Source organism: Flavivirga spongiicola, assembly GCF_030540825.1.
Taxonomy (GTDB): Bacteria; Bacteroidota; Bacteroidia; order Flavobacteriales; family Flavobacteriaceae; genus Flavivirga; species Flavivirga spongiicola.
In genome coordinates this window covers 3,735,619-3,757,167 of the sequence record NZ_JAUOEO010000001.1, presented here as the reverse complement: position 1 = coordinate 3,757,167, position 21,549 = coordinate 3,735,619, and the positions used below count along the sequence as shown (strand labels likewise).

Annotated in this window: 11 protein-coding genes; 7 read left to right on the top strand and 4 right to left on the bottom strand. The window is 34.0% G+C overall.

All coding sequences use genetic code 11. The features are described from left to right. From Q4Q47_RS15020 to Q4Q47_RS14990, 7 genes are all read left to right on the top strand, one after another. On the top strand, positions 1-1,500 hold the full coding sequence (locus tag Q4Q47_RS15020; RefSeq protein ID WP_303307452.1) for a DUF4998 domain-containing protein: 1,500 nt from the start codon (positions 1-3) through the stop codon (positions 1,498-1,500). Between the two features lie 213 nt (positions 1,501-1,713). Then, complete coding sequence (locus tag Q4Q47_RS15015) at positions 1,714-4,998, top strand: VCBS repeat-containing protein (protein WP_303307451.1); 3,285 nt, start codon at positions 1,714-1,716, stop codon at positions 4,996-4,998. 105 nt (positions 4,999-5,103) lie between these two features. Beyond that, positions 5,104-9,093, top strand: coding sequence for a DUF1592 domain-containing protein (locus tag Q4Q47_RS15010; RefSeq protein WP_303307450.1), 3,990 nt, complete (start codon positions 5,104-5,106; stop codon positions 9,091-9,093). Between the two features lie 2 nt (positions 9,094-9,095). Further along, the gene (locus Q4Q47_RS15005) at positions 9,096-10,439 is read left to right on the top strand and encodes a DUF1552 domain-containing protein (protein WP_303307449.1); all 1,344 of its coding nucleotides are present in this window, start codon (positions 9,096-9,098) and stop codon (positions 10,437-10,439) included. Between the two features lie 35 nt (positions 10,440-10,474). Beyond that, a complete protein-coding gene (gene fucP, locus Q4Q47_RS15000; protein WP_303307448.1) occupies positions 10,475-11,800 on the top strand; it encodes an L-fucose:H+ symporter permease in 1,326 nt (441 codons plus the stop codon). An 84-nt stretch (positions 11,801-11,884) separates the two neighbouring features. Beyond that, entirely contained in the window at positions 11,885-12,829 is a 945-nt protein-coding gene (locus tag Q4Q47_RS14995) for a cytochrome-c peroxidase (RefSeq protein ID WP_303307447.1), read from the top strand. 12 nt (positions 12,830-12,841) lie between these two features. Continuing rightward, complete coding sequence (locus Q4Q47_RS14990) at positions 12,842-14,443, top strand: outer membrane protein assembly factor BamB family protein (RefSeq protein WP_303307446.1); 1,602 nt, start codon at positions 12,842-12,844, stop codon at positions 14,441-14,443. A gap of 118 nt (positions 14,444-14,561) precedes the next feature. On the opposite strand, the gene Q4Q47_RS14985 is transcribed toward Q4Q47_RS14990, so the two are convergent. From Q4Q47_RS14985 to Q4Q47_RS14970, 4 genes are all read right to left on the bottom strand, one after another. Beyond that, on the bottom strand, positions 14,562-16,115 hold the full coding sequence (locus Q4Q47_RS14985; protein WP_303307445.1) for a xylulokinase: 1,554 nt from the start codon (positions 16,113-16,115) through the stop codon (positions 14,562-14,564). Between the two features lie 6 nt (positions 16,116-16,121). Continuing rightward, a complete protein-coding gene (xylA, locus tag Q4Q47_RS14980) occupies positions 16,122-17,459 on the bottom strand; it encodes a xylose isomerase (RefSeq protein WP_303307444.1) in 1,338 nt (445 codons plus the stop codon). Between the two features lie 123 nt (positions 17,460-17,582). Then, positions 17,583-20,162, bottom strand: a complete 2,580-nt coding sequence (locus tag Q4Q47_RS14975; RefSeq protein WP_303307443.1) for a sialate O-acetylesterase — start codon at positions 20,160-20,162, stop codon at positions 17,583-17,585. Between the two features lie 44 nt (positions 20,163-20,206). After that, the gene (locus tag Q4Q47_RS14970) at positions 20,207-21,547 is read right to left on the bottom strand and encodes an amidohydrolase (RefSeq protein ID WP_303307442.1); all 1,341 of its coding nucleotides are present in this window, start codon (positions 21,545-21,547) and stop codon (positions 20,207-20,209) included. Between the last annotated feature and the right edge of the window lie 2 nt (positions 21,548-21,549).

Below are 21,549 nucleotides of genomic sequence, written 5' to 3'. Positions count from 1 at the left end.
ATGAAAAAATATAAATTTTGTTTTCAAGTCCTTGTATTAATTTTGGTTGCAAACCTTAATTCGTGTACAGAGATCGATGAAAATTATAAAGGCTACCTGGAAGAAGGTGCTACGCGTTACACAACTAAAGCCGATTCTATTGATGTTTTTGCTGGACATAACAGAATACAGTTATCGCCTTATGTTACCAATGCCTTTAGTGTAAATGAATTTGTTGTGTCTTGGAACGATGGAGCAGACAGCCAAACCTTTCCCTTTACCAAATCAGGAAATGGAAATATAGATAATCCAGCATTAATTATATCGGGACTAGATGAAAAAACCTATGCATTTGTCCTTTATTCTAGAGATGATGCTGGAAATGAATCCATTAAAAAGAATGTATTTGCAACGGCTTATGGCGATACTTTTATAGCAAACCTTGTAGCTAGATCTGCTGTGTCTTATAATTTTGATGGAATAGATGGTACTATTAATTGGTTAGCCAGTGATGATTTAGAAAGAGGCTCAGAAATCAAATACACAGATAATGGTGGAACTGAAGTCGTCGTCGTAGCACCCAAAGGAGAAGCGACAACCATACTCCCTAATCTTGATGTCAATGAAGCTGTTTCTATAAGATCATTTTATGTGCCTACAGCTTATAATGAAGAAAAGGGGTTTGAAACATCTATAGATGAATTTCCTAGTGCTTGGGTGTCTTTAAGTATTCCAGAAGAGTTAAAAACTATTTTGGGTACGATTACTACTACCCCCATAGTTGAAGGCATCCAAGTTAACTGGACAAATGCGACTAATTTGAGTATCAACATTGAAGTAGAATATACCGTTGGAGGCGAATTGACAAGTAAGACTATTAATCGTTCTGAAGATACCGATGGTATTTTCCTTGTAAGAGGACTTGAAAGCGGAGCGCAAGATGTTAAAATATCAGTATTTAACCAGGGAGGTAGTGGTATTGCTGGTACTTTTTCGGTAGACCCTAGCCCTATATTGCCTTTTGATACTAGTGCTATTAGTATTGTCTCATTACCAACAGATGCTTTAGGAGATGCCTATGGAGGATCTTTAACAAATCTATTTGATGGAGGTTCAGCCTGGTATCATACAACTGGAAGTGGTACTGACAAATTAAAACATCATTTCACCATGGATTTAGGGTCTGAAGTGGTTTTAAAGAAATTTAGACTTTGGCCAAGACAGGATTGTTGCCAAGACCGTAACCCAAGTAGGTTCCAATTATGGGGTAGAGTAGATTTAAGCGGAGACCATGAAACAACATTAGAATCTGGAGATGCCGGCTGGGATGCAGAAGCAGAAAGTAAAGGTTGGGTTTTAATTTTAGACGAAAGTCCGGACTCAAGCTTCCAGTCTTCGGATCCATGGGATTCATATATTCCAGATCATACAGCAATTAGATATTTAAGGTTTAGATTTATAAGTGCTTTTGGATCTAATCCTAATGAAACTGCATTAGCAGAATTTGAATTCTGGGAATAGTTTTGAAAATTTAGTTTATTAAATAGTGACTTAAAGAGCCACTACATTTATAAATATTAGTGGCTCTTTTTTATTAAAATTAATGCTCTGAATCAATTTAATAAAAGAAATGTTATTAAATAGTTTTTAATACTGTTAACTTTAATAAACGAATTTAAAGATATTATATATATCAAATTGATTATTTAAGAAAGTTTACAAAACAGAAATATAATGATGTATATGTATAAAAACATATCATATTTAATCTTGGCTTTTATATTATTAGCTTCTTGCAATAAAGGAAGAAGTTTACATCCAAATGAATTAATAGGTGGTTTTGATCAGCATTTCGAAGACAAAACAGGGATAGGTTTTAATAATGCCATTAAAGAAAATGATTCTTTAAATCATTTTTTTATGATGCAAGTTTATAATGGTGCAGGCGTGGCTATTGGTGATATAAATAATGATGGCCTATCTGATATTTATTTTTGTGGTAACCAAGTTAATGACAGGTTATATTTAAATAAAGGAAATTTTGAATTTAAAGATATCACAGAAACCTCTGGAATTGCTAAAGTTCCTGGCTGGTCTACTGGCGTCACTATGGCAGATATAAATGCAGACGGACTATTAGATATCTATATAAGTAGATCTGGACCTTCTATGCGTTTAAAAGATCGCCAAAACTTGTTATACATCAATAAGGGTAATAATACGTTTGTAGAATCCTCAAAAAAGTTTGGATTAGCAGATTATGGTTTTTCTTCACAAGCATTATTCTTTGACATGGATAATGATAATGATTTAGATATGTTTCAAGTTAATCAACCTCCAGACCCAAGATTAATTGAACGAAATGGTGTTTCTAAAAAACGAAAAAAATACTATACAGATAGACTTTATCGTAACGATAATGGGAGATTTAGAAATATTTCTGAAGAAGCAGGAATAAATAAATTAGCTTATGGATTAAGTGTTAGTGCTTCCGATTTTAATAACGATGGTTATATAGATTTATATGTAGCAAACGATTATGACACCCCAGATTATTTATATTTTAATAATGGAGATGGCACTTTTAAAAATGTTATAAATAAAAGTTTAAGGCATATTTCAAGATTTAGCATGGGGTCTGACGCTGGTGATATTAATAATGATGGGTGGATAGATATATCTACACTAGATATGGCTTCTGAAGATCATTACAGATCAAAAACGAATATGGGCTCTATGAGTACAGAAGCCTTTAATAAAATTGTAGCACAGGGAGAACACTATCAATATATGCACAATACACTTCAATTAAATCATGGTAATGGTCAATTTTCAGATGTTGGAGCATTAGCTGGCGTTGGAAAAACAGACTGGAGCTGGGCTACATTAATAGCCGATTTAGATAATGATGGTTGGAAAGATATTGTAGTTAGCAATGGTATTAAAAGAGATATACGAAATAACGATTTCACAGCGCAAGTCATTGCCAATTTAAAACAAGGAAATACAGATTACTTGAGTATGTCCAAAACGGCACCCTCTGTCCCCATGTCTAATTATATTTTTAAAAATGATAAAGCACTTGGTTTTAAAAATACTTCTAAAGATTGGGGCTTTGATAAACCAGGGTTTTCAAACGGAATGGCTTATGGTGATTTAGATAACGATGGTGATTTGGATATTGTAACCAATAACATGGGAAGTTCGGCATTTGTATATGAAAATAAAGCAACAGGGAATTATTTGAAATTTAAATTTGAAGGTCCTAAGAAAAACAAATTTGGGTATGGTACTAAAGTTGTTTTAAAGCAAGATGACATCACCCAAACCAATGAAAATATTGTAACTAAAGGCTACTTGTCTTCAGTAGAATCTGGAGTGTTTTTTGGGCTGGGAAAAGATACTGATGTTAAAGAAATTGAAATTATTTGGCCAGATGGAAAAACGCAACTACTGGAAAATGTTCCAGCAAATCAAACCATCACACTTAAGTATAACGATCCAGAAGTTGAATTAGCTCTGAATACAGATGTTAAGCCTATTTTTAAGTCTATAGCCGCATCTTATATTGGCATTAATTTTATTCATAAAGAGGCTATTTATAATGATTTTGAAAAACAAACATTACTCCCACATAAACTTTCTCAAAATGGTCCTTTTATTACTGTTGGAGATATTAATAATGATGGCATAGAAGATTTTTTCATAGGTGGTGCCTCAGGTCAGAGCGGAGTACTATATACCCAAAACAAAAACGGCACATTTATAGAAGGCAAATCTCAACCATGGCAAAAGGACAAAGACATGGAAGATTTGGGTGGCGTATTTATAGATATTGATAATGACAATGATTTAGATTTATATGTATGTAGTGGCAGTAATGAATTTGAAGTGAACTCAAAACTTTTAGAAGATAGATTATATGTCAATACAGGAAACGGGTCTTTTATTAAGAGTAACAACCACATACCTAAAATATATGAAAGTACAGAAACTGTAAAAGTTATGGATATTGATGGTGATGGAGATAAAGATCTATTTGTCGGCGGCAGATTAATTCCCGGAAGATATCCTTTTCCTGCTAAAAGTTATTTTTTAATTAATGAAAACGGATATTTTAAAGATAAAACCAATGATATAGCTCCTGCTTTAAATAATTGTGGATTAATTACTGATGCCACTTTTACCGATTTTGATAAAGATGGAGATCACGATTTAATTCTTGTTGGAGAGTGGATGCCAATTACTGTTTTAGAAAACACTAAAGGTAAATTTAATGATATAACAACAAAATTGGGCTTAGATAAATCGCAAGGCATGTGGTGGTCTATAACATCAGGCGATATAGATAATGATGGTGATGATGATTACATTATTGGGAATTTGGGTAAAAACACAAAGTATAAAGCGACTTTAGAAAAACCTTTTAAGATTTACGCAAATGATTTTGATGGAAATGGGACTAACGATGTTATTCTGGCAAAGCCCTATAAAAACGATTACGTACCATTAAGAGGGCGAGAATGTACAAGTCAGCAAATGCCTTACGTAGCAAATAAATTTAAAGATTACCATAGTTTTGCATCTTCAAAATTAATGGATATTCTACCAAAAGACAAGCTTGAAGGAGCTGCAAAATATATAATAAATAGTTTTGAAAGCATCTTATTACTAAATAATAATGACCATTTTATTCAAAAGACACTTCCAATCGAAGCTCAGGTTTCTCCAATTAAATCCTCAATTATTACGGATGCAAACAACGATGGATTTCAAGATGTATTCGTTTTTGGGAATCACTATCCTGTAGAAGTTGAAACAGTTAGATATGATGCAGCCATAGGATTATTAATGTTAGGAAATGGTACTGGGAATTTAAAATCTGTTTCCGCATTAAAAAGCGGGATTAATATTCCTTACGATAGTAGAGATGCACAAATGATACAAACTCAAAACAATAAAAGTTTATTACTTGTTACGAACAACAATTATAAACCTATTTTATTAATTAACAATTAGATAGCAATTTTCAAAGCTGCAAAAATAATATTACTTCTTGTATTATAAGTACTTGTGACGCATACGCTTTAGTACTAATTTTATAACATAAATTTTTAGATCTATATGAAAAAAACATTACTGTCTGTGGTTAGTTTAACTTTAGTTTTATTCGGACTTATTTTAGTTCCAATAAATACTGATGAGACTAATGAGGTATTTACATTTTTTGGAAACTTCCATCCTATAATTCTTCACTTACCAATTGGCGCCCTAATTGGTGTCTTTGTTTTAGAAATAGTTAACTTTATTAAACCACAGTTAAAATTGGATAATGCTAATAAAATATTGCTTTGGTTTAGTGCAATTAGCTTAATTCCGGCAGTAGTTTTTGGTTTTTTTCTAGCTTCCAGTGGTGGCTATAATGAAGATGTACTGTCTTTTCATAAATGGTTAGGTTGGGTTACTGCTTTACTATGCATTTGGCTATTGGTTTTTCGACTTTGGGCTTATACTAAATCTGATAAGCATATTAGAGCTTACCAAGGCATATTGTTTATAAATGTTATTCTACTCTCTTTTGCAGGACATTATGGGGGTACATTAACTCATGGATCCAATTACTTAACTAAAGACATGCCATCCAAACTAAAAGATTTTTTTGGCATAGAAAAAACAGAAGCTGAGTCTATACTTTCTTCAATTAAAGAATTAAAAGAAACAAATGGAGGTCATGAAATAAATGAAGCATTTGTATTTGCAGATACTATTCATCCTATAATGGATAAGAATTGTTTTGAATGTCACAATGCTAATAAACAGAAAGGCGATTTACGTCTTGACAATGTTGGTTGGGAAATGATAAGTGCAAAAAATGTAAAAAAATGGAAAAGCGTTTTTGAAGAAATAAAAGCAGGCAATATGCCTCCGGAGGAAGAGGAACCATTAACAGATAATGAACGACATAGTATTTTAAATTGGATTACGCGTTCATTAGATAGCGTGAAACCAGAATTAAAAAAGCAAATTGCCGAGATAGAAAAGCAGGAAGCCAAAGCTGAAGCGGAAAAGCAAGAATTAGCCCTAGCATTAAAAGAAAATATGCTGATGGCAGAACCAACAGAAGCATCTTTAAAATATGTTAATGAAATTCAACCCATACTAGATAAGTATTGTTATCAATGTCATGGACCAACAAAACAAAAAGGAAGTATGCGCCTTGATGTTTTAAATTGGGATATGGTACATGGTGGCGATGCCGAAAAATGGGATTCTGCACTAGATGAAATTAATGCGGGCAATATGCCTCCAAAGAAAAAAGCTCAGTTAACAGATGAGGAACGAAGAATGGTTGTCGATTGGATCACTAATTCTTTAGAGCATGCTGCAGATAAAAAAAGCGTAACGAACAAAAATGTTACAAGACGATTAACGAAATCTCAATATACTAACACACTAAATCAGTTATTAGAATTACCAATAAATTTCGGTAACGTATTACCAGATGATGGAAAATCTAAAATGGGATTTTCTAATAATGGGGATGTGCTTCAAATATCATCATTACATATTGATTATTACCAGAAAATTGCTCGTGAAGCTTTAGATAAAGCTATTGTTCATGGACCTAAACCAAAATCCAAAAAATATAAAATCACCTTTGGTAAAGGAATAGGTGAAGATAAGGTTGCTGCCGAATTTGGAGGCTATCAATCAGCTGCCATTAAACATGAAGATTTTAAGGTAGATCTTTATGATGACAAAGGCGTAAATTTTGATGTGACAGATACCATTAAAAAAAGGATCGGTGTAGATATGAGAGGTTCTGCAAGTGACCGATACGCTGTTGAAAATGATGGTATGATTTTATATTCTGCACTTCCTCACAAAGATGTACCACCTCGTTCCTGGCAAGGGCCATCACCTAATGTGAAAATGCTGATAAAGAATAATTATCCGAGATCAGGAAACTTTGTACTTAGAGTAGATGCTTCAAAGGGTTATGGGATATCTATGCGTGAAGGTTTAATAGATCTAAGAGAAAATAAACCAGCAAAAGTAACATCCGGTACTATTAATCTTTTGGCTATAAAGAGTGTAAATAAAACGAATTTAGTTCTTAAGGATAGTTTGCTAGTTCCCGTTAGAATTGACGCTATGACATCCTCGTACTCAGTAATTGAAATTCCAAACGATAGTTTTTATCAGGTAGATTTAGTTCACCCATATGTTTCCCAAGAAAATATGCCCTCTTTTCTTTTAAAAATAGGGGAATTTAATAAAATTGAAGAACGTTTACAATTACCAACAACATTAGAAAATGAAAAGGATATAGTAACACCGGTTACTCTGGCATATTTAAGAAAAGGTAAGTATAGAATTAAAGTTGGAGGCGATTTCTTTGTTGGCTATAAAAATATAAGGTTTACCCCATTACCTGAAGATAGTGAGATACCTAAAGCACTGAAATTAGAAATAGAAAAGAATCAAAGTCAATATAAAGATTTGATACCATCCATAAAGGCATTTGTTGCTACCAGAACAGATGATGGGATGGATTACAATACGTTTGATGTAAGCAAAGAGGTTGATTCTAAAGCTGGAGATTTTAAAACCTTCGAATTTATCGGGCAACTGGAAAACTTACCGGTTCCAGTTTACGATCCTATTGAGACCGAACCATTTTCAAATACCATGATAGTTGGTTTGTGGAACAACCATTTAGTTAAAAAGAGAGGTGAAAATGGACCAGCGCTATTGGTTAAGTCGATGGAGTTAGAAGCGCCTTATCATCCCATTTGGCCTCCAAAGAGCCACTCCACTATATTTTTCGATTCCCCTAACAAGAACAACTACCAGGTATATACTGCCGAAGTACTTAAGAAATTTATGGAAAAAGCTTTTAGGCGACCATTGGTAGAAGGAGAATTAGAACGTTATTTTAATTTTTGGAATAGTATCAAGGGTGATTTTAAAGTATATGAAGATAGTGTCAAAGAAGTACTAGTTGCCATTTTGTGTTCACCTAACTTTCTATATTTATTAGAATCTGAAAAATCCGCTCCTAAGATGTTTAACGAAGATTATTATCTGGCATCAAAAATGGCTTATTTTTTATGGAATTCACCACCAGACGAAAAATTGACCGAATTGGCTTCAATAGGTATGCTTAAGAATGAATTACCAGAACAAATCGGAAGGATGATCGAGAGTCCTAAAACTTTGAAAATGATTGAAGCTTTTGCATACGAGTGGCTGCGTGTAGACCGATTAAAAGGCATGAGTATCAATGTTAATTTATATCCGGATTTTACGCGTTTTGTTAAAGAAGACATGGCTCAAGAAACCTATAGCTTTATTCATTATATATTAAAGGAGAATAAGAGTATTTTAAATTTTATCGATTCGGATTTTGCTATGCTGAATCAAAATTTAGCAGAGTTTTATGGTATTGATGGCGTTATTGGAAATTATTTTCGTCCGGTCTCTATTCCAAAAGAAAAAAACAGAGGCGGTCTATTATCTCAAGGCGCATTTTTAACCGGACATTCAGATGGTGTGCATGCGCATCCCATAAAAAGAGCTGTATGGTTAAAAGAAAAAATTCTTGGTGACGCTCCTCCTCCACCGCCGCCTAATGTTCCTGAATTAGATCCTGAAACACCAGGTTTTGAAAACTTGACCTTAAAAGAACAATTAGAATTACACAGAAATAAAGTGTCTTGTATTGATTGCCATTTAAAAATAGACCCTTATGGTGTCGCTTTTGAAAATTATGACGCCGTTGGAAGGTTTCAAAAGAAGTACAAAGGAAATCCTATTGATTCAAAATCTAAATTACCAGATGGTACTGTAGTAGAAGGTATTAAAGGGATTAAAAACTATCTTTTAACTAAAAAGAAAGATGCTTTTACAAAATCGTTGGTAGAACACTTGTTCGCATATGCTTTGGGAAGAGATGTTAGTTTTTCAGACGATAAAGAATTAAACGCCATAGTTGAGAAAGTTAAAACTGATGGTTATAAGTTTAAAACTGTTTTAGAGGAAATTATTAAAAGTGATTCATTTTTAAAAAAAATAAATAACAAGGGTAATACTATAGCCAAAAACGAATAGATATGGGTAGAAAATCATGGCATTTAGATCGTAGAACATTTATAAAAGGTTTAGGAGCAGCTTGTATGCTACCTTATTTAGAATGTATGGGCATGGGAACTCTAACAAGTTTCTCTGCGCCTAAAGCTCCCAAAAGGCTTTGCTTTTTGTATTTTCCGAATGGCGTAAGTATGTCTCCAGGAGCAGACTCCAAACATCAAGAATGGAATTGGTTTCCACATAAAACAGGTGCAGATTATAAGTTTACAAATTCATTAGCTCCATTAGAATCACATCGAAAAAACATATCTGTTCTGGGGGGGTTAAGTCACCCAAATAGTCGAAACGTTTTAGGCCATATGGCTGGAGACACCTGGCTTACAGGAGGAGACTTAAGAGGAGATAAGTATTTAAATACTATTTCTATCGATCAAATTGCCGCACAAAAATTTGCTAAGTATACTAGAATTCCGTCGTTAACATTATCTACAGATGGTGGCGTTGGTTATAAATCAAGGGCTTCTACTTTATCATTTGACTCTACAGGAAAAGCCATTCCTTCAGAACACCGTCAAAGAGAAATTTTTGAACGCTATTTTTCCCCAACCGGTGGTGCTACATCTGCAGAAAGACGTAAAAGTTTACAACAAGATAAAAAAATTGTTGATTTAGTTTTAGAAGATAGTAAGCGACTTAAAAAACAATTGGGTTATAACGATAATATTAAGTTAGACGAATATATGTCTTCTTTAAACTCGATAGAAGAGCAGGTAAAAAGAAACGAAAAATGGTTAGATATTCCCATGAAAGATTTTGATGCTTCTTATATTAACCTAAATGTAGATGCTACCGTAAATCCTGAAGCTTATCTCCGCTCAACAATGGATTTAATGATTCTTGGTATGCAAACTGATTTATCGCGTGTCATGACATTCATGATGGGACGGGAAGACGGTATGGGACTTTTTGATGCTTTTCCTAAACTAACCCTAAACTTAACCGGGCACCATAGCATGACACATGATAGAGCAACTGGTTATCAAGAACGATTAGGAAAGTATGATCAATGGATGACTAAGCAATTTGCTTATTTCTTAGATCGCATGGAAAACACCCATGACGAACATGGTTCTTTATTGGAGAATACTTTAGTTTTATATGGTAGTGCTTGTTGCTCCACACACAATGCAAACAACTACCCACTAGTTCTTGCTGGTGGTTCAAAACTTGGAGTCAAACATGGTTCTTATGAAGTCTTTGATCCTAAAAAAGTCCATATGGCCGATTTGTTTGTAAGTATGTTAAACAAAATTGGTATTGAAACAGAAACCTTTGCTGATAGTACAGGAGAATTACCTTCAATTTAAATAAAATTAATCTATAATTTATCTTTAAAATTTTTATGACCAACCCAAAAAGTGCGCCACTAGTAAGTAAGAAACTGTTATTTCCTTTCATCATTATAACCTCCTTATTTGCTTTATGGGGAATCGCTAATGACTTAACCAACCCTATGGTTTCCGCATTTAAAAAAGTAATGCCCGAACTTTCCAATTTGCAAGCATCCTTAGTACAATCCGCCTTTTATTTTGGTTATTTTTTCATGGCATTGCCTGCAGCCTTATTCATTCGAAAGTTTAGTTACAAATCGGGAATCCTTTTAGGGTTGACACTTTATGCTATAGGAGCTTTTATGTTTTATCCTGCTGCTGCTTTCGAAAATTTCAATTTTTTCTTAATATCATTATGGGTTATTACTTGTGGGTTGTCATTTTTAGAAACAACAGCAAATCCATTAATATTAGCATTAGGAGATAAAAGAACAGCGACACAACGATTAAACCTTGCTCAGGCCTTTAACCCTGTGGGATCGTTAACAGGAATGGTTATTGCTCAGGTTTTTGTTTTAGGTGCCATTCGTTCTGACGATTATACTGCCGAAGCTTATGATGCATTATCGTCTGGCGAATTGGCTGTCATTAGAGAAAACGACTTAGGAGTTATTAGTGTCCCTTATATTAGTTTAGGCGTTCTGGTTTTGGTAATTATGGCCATTATTATTTTTACTAGAATACCAAAAACACCACAAGAAGATAAAATGGGGTTGTCTGCCTCTTTTTCCAGGTTATTTTCTAATAGAAATTATTTAGGAGGCGTCGTGGCACAAGCGGCCTGTGTGGGTTCTCAAATTATGTGCTGGACTTTTATCTTTCAATATGTAGATAATTTAAATGAAGTTCATGGATTGAATATTACTGCGACTAATTATAATATTGCAGCTATGATTTTATTCTTATCTGGAAGGTGGATTGGAACTGGACTAATGAGAAAAATAAATCCCTCCAAAGTCTTAGCCATTTTTGGTTTCTCAGGCGCTTTATGTGCTATTGGTGCTGTTTTATTGCCAGGTATTCCAGGGTTAATTTCGTTAGTAGCCATATCTGTTTTTATGTCTATTATGTTCCCAACTATTTATGGTATTGCACTTAAAGATATGGGAGATGAGGCTAAAATTGGTTCAGCAGGTTTGGTTATGGCTATTGTTGGAGGTGCTTTTATGCCGCCAATTCAAGCGGCCATTTTAGATTTGGGCGGAGATGGTTTTAACGATGTTACTTTTTTAGGGTATATCCCAGAAGTTAACTTTTCTTTTATATTGCCAATGATTTGTTTATCCGTAGTTGGTTATTACGGATATAGGACCATACATAAATTAAAGACTACATAAATATTTTAAATGTGTTTTTCTAAGCTTTTTGTTTTTTTACTTTTTGTGATTTGTTTTTCTTTTCAAACGTTTGGTCAATCTAATATGAATCAAGAGGCACAAAGTTTAAGAGACATATTAATGCCATATTTTGTTCCAGTTGAAAGAGACAATCAACGTTTAATTGATAATAAAAAAAAGATTGATTTGGGACGTCATTTATATTATGATCAAAGACTTTCTTCAAACGGAACCATCTCATGTAATAGTTGTCACGATTTAAAAAAGCAGGGAACGAATGGGGCTTTCTATTTAGAATCGAAAAATAAAGGAGCGACGTTTAGAGACGTCCCCACCATATATAACGTAGCAACGCTTTCTATGTATAATGCAGATGGAGGTATTACTAATTTTAAACAGAAGCTAAAACATGCATTCACAAACCCCTACGAAATGAATGTGACAGACGAAAGTTTAATTGTGCAACGACTTGGGAAAATAGCAAGTTATAAGACGCTGTTTAAATCTGCCTTTCCAAATAGCAGTGAAGCAGTTTCAATGGATCATATCATGGATGCTTTACAGGCTTTCATCGAAGGATTGTCTACACCAGCTCCTATTGACTCATTTATTCAGGGCAATGATAAAGCATTGTCTAAGGAGGAAATTGAAGGCGGCCATATTTTTAATTCTAAAAGCTGTTATTCTTGTCATACAGGTTCAAATTTTGGAGGGCAAATGATTCAAAAATTAGGAATAGCCGAAGCATGGCCAAATAAAAAAGATTTGGGTTATTATCATTTGAAAAAAGTATCCGCCTATAAAATGTTTTTTAGAGTGGCATCCTTGAGAAATGTTGAAAAAACGGGACCGTATTTTCATGATGCTTCCTCTAGTAAATTATGGAGAGCCATAAAGCTTATGGGGAGACATGAAAGAGGTTTGAATATTAGTGAAGAAGAGGCCTTGAAAATTGAAATATTCTTAAAGTCACTCTCAGGTGAAATTCCTATAGATTATATAAAAAAGCCAAAATACCTATTAAACTAAAAAATATATAAAATGAAGTTACCTTTTAGATTATTGTTTTGTTATTTGTTAATCAGCCTGGTCTTAATATCCTGTAGCAGTACAAAAAAGAATGTTGTTACTGTAACGGGTAGTGAAAACCAATGGCCAATGTCTGGTGGTCCGGACGGTAGCTGGAAAATCGAAACATCTTTAAAAGTTCCAACGAAATGGTCTGTTAGAACAGGAGAAAATATAAAATGGAAGAAAACTCTACCTGAAGGTGGTCAAAGTGGTATTGCGGTTTGGGGAGATAAAATATTTCTTACTATCAATCCGCCAAATGATGATCCCACATATTCTGAAGCTTCAGATGTTAAGGGAGGAGCCACTAACAAAGACATCGTTTTATTTTGTCTAAATTCAAATAATGGAGACATCGTATGGAATAAAACTATAAAAGGAACCATTGAAAGTGAGTACAATTATGGTTTTAGCGACGCCACTACCCCTACTCCTATGACTGATGGAAAACACGTATGGGCTATTAATGCCAGTGGTGGTATGGCTTGTTTTTCTATGGAAGGTCATCTTGTATGGGAACGTACATGGCAACCAATTCCAGTTACACCAAATCGTCCGTTTAACAAACAGTTTGATTCTATTATTTTTGAAGACTTCATTTTAAATGTAGAACCTGCTGTGGAAAATGATTCTATTAGAACAACTGCCTGGAATTATTTACATGCCTTTGATAAAAATACAGGAAACCGATTGTGGGTAACTAAAGCGGCGGTGACTAATTATAATACACCCGTTTTAGGTGAAACCAAAGACGGCAAACCTGCCATATTAATGGGAAGAGGTGGACCTCATAGCGTGCCTGAACGACCTGTCGGATTAAGTCTGATTAGTTTGCATGATAAAACTCAGGGAGAGGCCTTATGGCATTGGGAACCAAAAGAAAAAAATAATGTTTCTGGCTGGGGAGCATTAAGTACACAACATTGGAATGGCGAAAAAGCATCATGGTTTTATGAGGGTAAATCGCATTTAACAATAGATACTAAAACAGGAAAATTAGTAAGTCAAAAAGACATGCGTATCGTTGATCTAAATAAATATGATACCATATCAAAAAAATACAATCTTCAAAAAGATGTAGAGATTAAAGATTTTGGTGGTGCATACCACTACCATTACCATTGTAATATCCCTGTTGGTGAATATGTTTATTTTATGGGGCTTTACAAACCATTTATTAAAAGGCATCATACCACTACCGGAAAGACAGAATATCTTGAAGTTCCAGAAGAAATGAGTGAAGATGGAGGCTACATATGGAAAAAGCAATCAAATGATGGATTGAATTCTCAGGGTCAACTACATTCTTCAGATAATAGAACCAGAGGGGGTGGCTTTCAAAAGTGCTTTTTAGGATCTCCAACCGTAATTAATGATTATATCTATTTTACAAGTGCTATAGGTATTGTTTATGTTATTGATGCTAATGCGGAAAAACTTGATGAATCAGCCATTATTGCTATAAATGATTTAGGTGAAAGAGGAAAAACATGGACTGTAAATTCACTAAGTTTTGCTAGCGGCAATATTTACCATAGAACTATGAAAGAAATTGTTTGTATTGGGAAATAATAAGGATCTGTCGCATCTGTCAAAATTTACAATAATTTGGTCATGACAAGAAAAATTACAGATGCGACAGAACCCAATCGATTACTTTTAGAACGATTATCGGATAGTTCTTTTTCTTCTACAATAATTCTCCCCTAATTTTAAATATATCTCCATTATCGGCTTTTCTTAGATTTTCACTTAATGCGTTAAACAATTTTTTCTGATGCTTGTAAATAAGTACGTTTTCAGGAATTGGCTTTGCTCTTTCATCCTCATTTAATTGAATAAAAGGACTTGCAGTTTCTATAATACCTGTCGTTTTGCCTTTTTCCTTATTCCAAACCCAAGCGGCGTGTATTGCTGCTCCAAGAGCAGCACCTTCCCCTTCAACAGGTAGGACATCTAAATTAAAAATATCAGCTATTATTTGTCTCCAAACAGGTGATTTTGACAAGCCTCCTGTCAGTCTAATTTCTTTAGCCTTAATCGGCATACGCTTAAATCCCTGGTATAAGTTTAATACAGCTCCTTCAATAATGGCTCTGCTTAAATGTATTTTATTAAACTCATGTAACTTGAATCCAAAATATGTTGGAGTTGCCAAAGGAACATCTGGTGTTCTCTCTCCTTCAAACCAAGGGATTATTATCTTTCCATTATTTCCCGCTTTGGTTTTATAAACCAATTGATTAAACGCATCATGAGTTAAATTTTCTTGTTCTAAAAATTGATTATAGCCATTTGCTAAATTTGAAACACATAAAAGTGGCATAAAACTACCTAGGCTATTACAAAACAATGAGATTTCTCCTGTCTTATCTACATAAGGTTGATCCATAAATGTATAGACCGTTCCACTGGTTCCTAAACTCATAGTGATTACTCCTTCTTCAAGGTTTCCTGTTCCTATAGCGCCATACATATTATCTCCACAGCCTGCATCAATTTTACATTGAGGATCGAAATTATATTTTTGAACAAGATGCTTTGAGATAAACCCTATACTCTTATCTGAGGCTTGAATTGGAGGGAGCTTGCTTTTTAATTCTGGATCGATAGCTTGTATTATTTTTTCTGACCATGTATTTTTCTCAGGATGACTTAATGCCATACCAGATACATCGCCAGGCTCCATAGTCGCAACACCTCCTGTTAAATAAAAATTAATATAATTATGTACTAATAAAAATGTTGTTGTATTCTCATAGTGTTGTGGATAATTATTTTTTAAATGCAAGATTTTTGATGCGGTATACCCCGTACGTTGCGTATTCCCAATTTCCTTAATCATGTTTTCTTTACCTCCAATAGCTTGCGTAAGGTAATCGCATTCTTTTTGAGTAGAAAAATCATTCCAAAGTTTACTCACCGGATGTGAAAGTTCACCATTTTTTTGGAGGCTTACTAAGCCATGCTGTTGCCCAGAAACTGAAATGCATTTTATTTTATCTTGAGGTATATTAGATGTTACAAGTCTTACAAAAACCTTTTCTATCGCTTCAATCCACATTAAAGGGTTTGATTCTGACACACCTTCTTCAGTATTTTTTATAACGCCATTTAAAGTGTTATACTCAGGTAGTTCTGCATCGTAATTTACTTGTGTTATAAATACCACTTTATTTGATTGTGTATCGATAACAATCAATTTACAGCTTTGGGTTGATACATCAAGTCCAGCAAACAGCATATACTCTTATTTTATAAATCTATTGATTATTGATTGGTACAACTCTTGTTTTCCACTTATTTGTTCTGGTTCTCCTATCTTACTTGCTAATAACGATAATTCTTCTAAGCTAAGATCTCCTTTTTCAAATTTTAAGCCGTCTCCAGAATCGAAACTCTTATAGCGGTCTTTTTTTAGCTTTAAATATTCTGAGTTTTCCAAAATATCATCAGCAATAAGTAAGGCTCTCGCCATAATATCCATACCGTGAATATGTGCAATAAAAATATCTTCTAAATCGGTTGAACTTCTTCTCGTTTTAGCATCAAAATTTAACCCTCCTTTTCCTAAACCTCCTTCTGACAAAATAACGAGCATAATTTCTACAGCATCGTACAAATTAAATAAAAACTCATCAGTATCCCAGCCGTTATGTGGGTCTCCCTGATTAATATCGAGGCTTCCAAAAGCTCCTGAATCATACGCCGTTTGTACTTCGTGCGCATAAGTATGTTGAGCTAAGGTAGCATGATTGTTTTCTATGTTCACCTTAAAATCGTCTGCTAAATTGTATTTTTCTAAAAACCCTATGACGGTTGCTGTATCAAAATCGTATTGGTGTTTTGTAGGCTCCATAGGCTTAGGCTCAATTAAGAAAGTACCTTTAAACCCAATACTTCTTCCATAATCTCTAGCCTTAGATAAAAACATTGCTAAATGTTCAATCTCACGCTTCATATTGGTGTTTAACAGCGAAAAATAACCTTCTCTACCACCCCAAAACACGTAGTTTTCACCGCCTAATTCAACCGTAGCATCTAATGCGGATTTTACCTGAGCGGCTGCCTGTGCAACAACTTCAAAGTTTGGATTTGTTGCTGCCCCATTCATATACCGTGGATGTGAAAATACGTTGGTTGTTCCCCAGAGTAACTTAACTCCGGATTCTTCTTGTTTTTGTTTTGCTAACCTGACTAAAGTTTTAAGGTTTTCTTTTGATTCTTTAACTGTTTTTCCTTCTGGAGCCATATCTCTATCATGAAAACAGTAATATGGTACTCCCAGTTTAGTAAAAAATTCAAATGCAGCATCTAATTTATCTTTAGCACGTTGCATAGGGTCTTCATTTTCTAACCATGGAAAGTGTTGTGTTCCCGGTCCGAAAGGATCTTCCCCTGTTCCACAAAACGTATGCCAATAGGCTACTGAAAAGCGCAAATGCTCTTTCATTGTTTTTCCTGCAACAACTCTATTTTCATCATAATATTGAAAGGCCATAGGATTATTGCTCTGTATGCCTTCAAAAGAAATCTTTTTAATGTTTGGAAAATATTCTTTATCCCCCATTATAAGTTTTGTTTTCATTTTTTGTATTGTAATAATCCTTAAGAGCATAAACATTATTGTTTAGCTCGGACATATAATTAATTAACGGTTCATAAGGCTCATAGGCCGCTGTTACTATCCCTTTATTTGAATTAAGATTACTTATTTCAAACTAATCTTTTCAAAAGCCGATGAAATATGGAAATCTGGAAACTTTGAATCCGGTATCGTTTTGGTATACCAGTTGACTTTATCCTTATTTAGATAATCTGCCCTAAAAATGCCTAAATAGATTTCATTTACAAGTCCCAAAGATTTTAATTCTTTTAAACTTATTCTGCCTTCCACAATATATTCCTTATCTAAAATTAATGTCGAAACTTGAAGCGAATTAAAATTCCATTTATCATTAAATTTACGATAGTGTTTAGCATTATAATCTAACACTTCACCTTTTGGATTAATTTCGGCACAATAATAATTGGATATATCTTTTTTTGAGGAAAAAAATAACTCTACTCTGTCTCCTTCTGCCACTGACAACTCTTTCTTAAAGTCTGATATTGTAAGTGTACTATCCTTGGTTTTAAAATAAAAATAAAAATGTTTATCTGTTATTATATAATCAAAAATCGTACTGTCCTTATTTTTTAAACGCCATGGTTCATTTAGTCCTTTTACAAAATAACTATCATCCCAATCTTGCAAATTGGCATCAACCTTCAAATTGTATAGCGTTTGCTCATTATTAATTAAGGCTTGTTTTGCATCATCCCAATCATCTGTTCTAAAAGGTATAGCCGGAAGTCCTTCCTTATTATAAAGATTAGCCTCTAATGGATTATCAGACCAGGCATATCTTACTGCAACCGGATTTGAAACGTCTTCATTAAAAACAATAATTTTATTCCCTTCAACAAAGGCTTTTGCCCAAACAAACTTCTTATCGTTTCCGGCAATTGCAAACTCTTTGAGATAACCGAATTTATCCTTTGCAATAAGACCACTACCAGTATTTTCAAAATGGATTACTATTTTATTATCGATTATTTCCATCGATTTATAGGTAGGCCCCGAATGAACAACATTTTTATTATAGGCAACTTTCAAGGAAGATAACATTAAACGATGCCCTACATCTTGCTTATTCGTTGGATGAATATCCATTGTATTTCCTATATCTATAGTAACCGCCAGACCTGTATTTGGCGTTTTGAGTGTACTGAATTGTGCTTCTCTTTGATCTGCCCAATTACTTTCTACAGGACTATCAGCTAGAGGTCCATAATTAGCCAATTGCACTATTAAAAAAGGGAAATTGGCCTGATTCCATTTGCTTCTCCAACCATCTATCATGGCAGGTAACAGTTTTGAATATTCATTGGCATTGCCGGCATTACTTTCTCCCTGATACCATATAGCGCCTTTTATTCCATATTTAGTTAATGGAGAAATCATGGCATTATAAAGAAATGTTGGCGTACTTCTTTTAGTGGGTTGTTTATTCCAATTTAAACCATCTGTATTGAAATCTTTATTATCCAGTCCTAGTTTATAATCCCATAGACCTTGTAAATCAACATTTAAAAATGTTTTATCATCTTTTATTTTAAGATTAGATTTTCTCGGTCCCCAAAACCCTCCTTTCCAATCAAGGTCATAAACACAAACCAAAATCTCATTCTCTCCGGTCTTTACAATATCTTTCGAAATAGTGTATTTACGTCCAGAACCTTTGTAAGTTCTTGAGCCGATTCTTTTACCATTAAAAAAGGTAAAATCGTAATCGTCTATCCATCCCAAATCAAGTATAAGGTCATTGTCAGCATAGGTTTCTGGTAGTTCAAACCGTTTTCTATACCATATGGATCCATTAAAATCTTTGACTCCCAGATCTTCCCAGTAACCAGGAACTTGAATCTTGCTCCAATCTGTTCTGCTAAAAAAATCAAGATCCAATGTTTCTCCATCATCCTTAAAACCAGGATCTTTTTTAAATAACTTGTTTATAAGTAGACTTCCTCCATTTTTTTTGTAAGTGCTGAACAATTGATCAAAATAATCTGGCGTTTTTTCTATTTTATTAACTTCTTCCGTATAGTCAGAGAACTTTTTGATAGTGGCTCCGTCCATCCAAGCCTGAATACCGGAACCACCCCACGATGCATGTATCAAACCTATCGGAACTCCAATTTCCTTATGTAAATCTCTGCCAAAAAAGTATGCTACTGCAGAAAATGATTTTACTGTTTCCGGGTTACATTCCAGCCATTTTCCTGTTGTTATATCTTTTTTTGGTTGATAATGTGCATCCTTTTCAATTTGAAAAAGACGTATATTTTTATTCGTAGCATTATTAATATCTCTATAGGAATTTTTAGCTGCAGCAGTTCTGAAATACATATTTGACTGTCCGCTACAAATCCAAACATCTCCAATCAAAATATTTTGTAGTTTTATAGTATTCTTCCCGCTCACTTCTAATTTAAAAGGGCCACCTGCTTTTTGAGGAGGTAATACAACTTCCCATATTCCTTTTCTATTAGCACGCGTAGTATATTGTTCTCCTAGAAACGAAATGGTAATTTTCTCTTTAGAATCTGCCCATCCCCAAATTTTAATGTCTTGATTTCGCTGAAGTACCATATCGTTTCCAAATAATCTTGGCAATGTAATATCTGCATGAGCAAAAACGGTGTTAAATAAGATAAGTCCAATTATTAATTTTAAGTATGTATTCATAAAAAACATTTATAATGTTAAATAAATTCCGTTTAGCAATGTTGCTATTTTTTTAATTTATTGTTAAAATCTTCCATTAGCTTAATGATTGAAAATGACATTCCAACAATACCTGTTTTAATGGTTAGTTCTGGATCGGGAGCATAAAATGATGAGTGTAGAGAAGGCAAAGGCTCCTCCTTAGCCTTAAAATTAAGGATTTTATTTGCAGAAACACTTCCTAATCGTAACATTGTTAAGGGTATGTGCTCTGGAGTATTACCAAAACGATAGAAGTCTTCAGAACTCATTACTGGAGCTTCTTTAATAATATTATCGTCCATTTTACTTTTTAATAAATCTGCTACTCGTGCTGTTAATTCCGGATCATTAATCCCTGGGGGCAAACTTTCATCTACCTCAATAATAATAGGATATTTATCTTCTGGTAATCCTGCCGATTCGGCTACGCCATTACAAATTCGTTGTATTGAATTTATCATGTGTAAAGCGACATCTTCTGAACAAGAACGTAATGTTAGCATAAGGTGAACCTCTTCTGGAATTATATTATGTTTGCTTCCTCCATGAATGGCCCCAACGGTTATAACGGCCGGTTCAATTGCAGAAATCTCCCTACTTGTAATTGTTTGTATGGCTAATATGATTCTTGACGATAATACAATAGGGTCTATAGCTTTATGAGGTTTCGCTCCATGGCCACCTAAACCTCTAACCGTTATTTCTAAAGTGTTAACTTTTGCCCATGCAGGGCCAGAGGTGTAACCAATTTTACCTGCTTGTATTGTAGGACTTACATGATATGCTAAGGCATAATCTGGTGTTGAAAATTTTTCAAAGAGCCCGTCATTTAATACCAATTTTGCTCCTCCTCGTTCTTCAGCCGGCTGTGCAAGCATAAATAATGTACCACTCCAGTATGCCTTTAACTTAATTAAGGTTTTTGCTGTTCCTATAAACGAAACCATGTGTATATCATGTCCACAAGCATGCATTACAGAAACTTCTTTTTTCTCTAACATAGCCTTTTCTGTACTTGCATAAGAGAGCCCTGTTTTTTCTTTAAGTGGTAAGGCATCTAAATCTGTTCGCAGCATAATGGTAGGTCCGCTTCCATTTTTAAAAACGCCTACAACACCATAGCCTCCAATACCTTCTGTTACATCAAAACCAAGAGTTTTTAATTCTAATGCCATCCGTTTTGAAGTTTCTTTTTCTTGAAATGATAATTCTGGATTTTGATGTAAATGCTTATAAAGTTTTAAGTTTAATTGTTGCTCCTTTTCTACCACCTTTTCTATGAGTTTAAAAACATCTCTTTCTTGAGAAAACCCATTTTGGAGTACTAAAAAAATAATGATATAAAATAGTCCTTTTGTCTTCATAA

Excerpts from the sequence above, each read along its gene's own strand:
- Q4Q47_RS15020 (WP_303307452.1), top strand. The coding sequence starts at position 1 with ATGAAAAAATATAAATTTTGTTTTCAAGTCCTTGTATTAATTTTGGTT.
- Q4Q47_RS15015 (WP_303307451.1), top strand. The coding sequence starts at position 1,714 with ATGATGTATATGTATAAAAACATATCATATTTAATCTTGGCTTTTATA.
- Q4Q47_RS15010 (WP_303307450.1), top strand. The coding sequence starts at position 5,104 with ATGAAAAAAACATTACTGTCTGTGGTTAGTTTAACTTTAGTTTTATTC.
- Q4Q47_RS15005 (WP_303307449.1), top strand. The coding sequence starts at position 9,096 with ATGGGTAGAAAATCATGGCATTTAGATCGTAGAACATTTATAAAAGGT.
- fucP (WP_303307448.1), top strand. The coding sequence starts at position 10,475 with ATGACCAACCCAAAAAGTGCGCCACTAGTAAGTAAGAAACTGTTATTT.
- Q4Q47_RS14995 (WP_303307447.1), top strand. The coding sequence starts at position 11,885 with ATGAATCAAGAGGCACAAAGTTTAAGAGACATATTAATGCCATATTTT.
- Q4Q47_RS14990 (WP_303307446.1), top strand. The coding sequence starts at position 12,842 with ATGAAGTTACCTTTTAGATTATTGTTTTGTTATTTGTTAATCAGCCTG.
- Q4Q47_RS14985 (WP_303307445.1), bottom strand. The coding sequence starts at position 16,115 with ATGCTGTTTGCTGGACTTGATGTATCAACCCAAAGCTGTAAATTGATT.
- xylA (WP_303307444.1), bottom strand. The coding sequence starts at position 17,459 with ATGAAAACAAAACTTATAATGGGGGATAAAGAATATTTTCCAAACATT.
- Q4Q47_RS14975 (WP_303307443.1), bottom strand. The coding sequence starts at position 20,162 with ATGAATACATACTTAAAATTAATAATTGGACTTATCTTATTTAACACC.
- Q4Q47_RS14970 (WP_303307442.1), bottom strand. The coding sequence starts at position 21,547 with ATGAAGACAAAAGGACTATTTTATATCATTATTTTTTTAGTACTCCAA.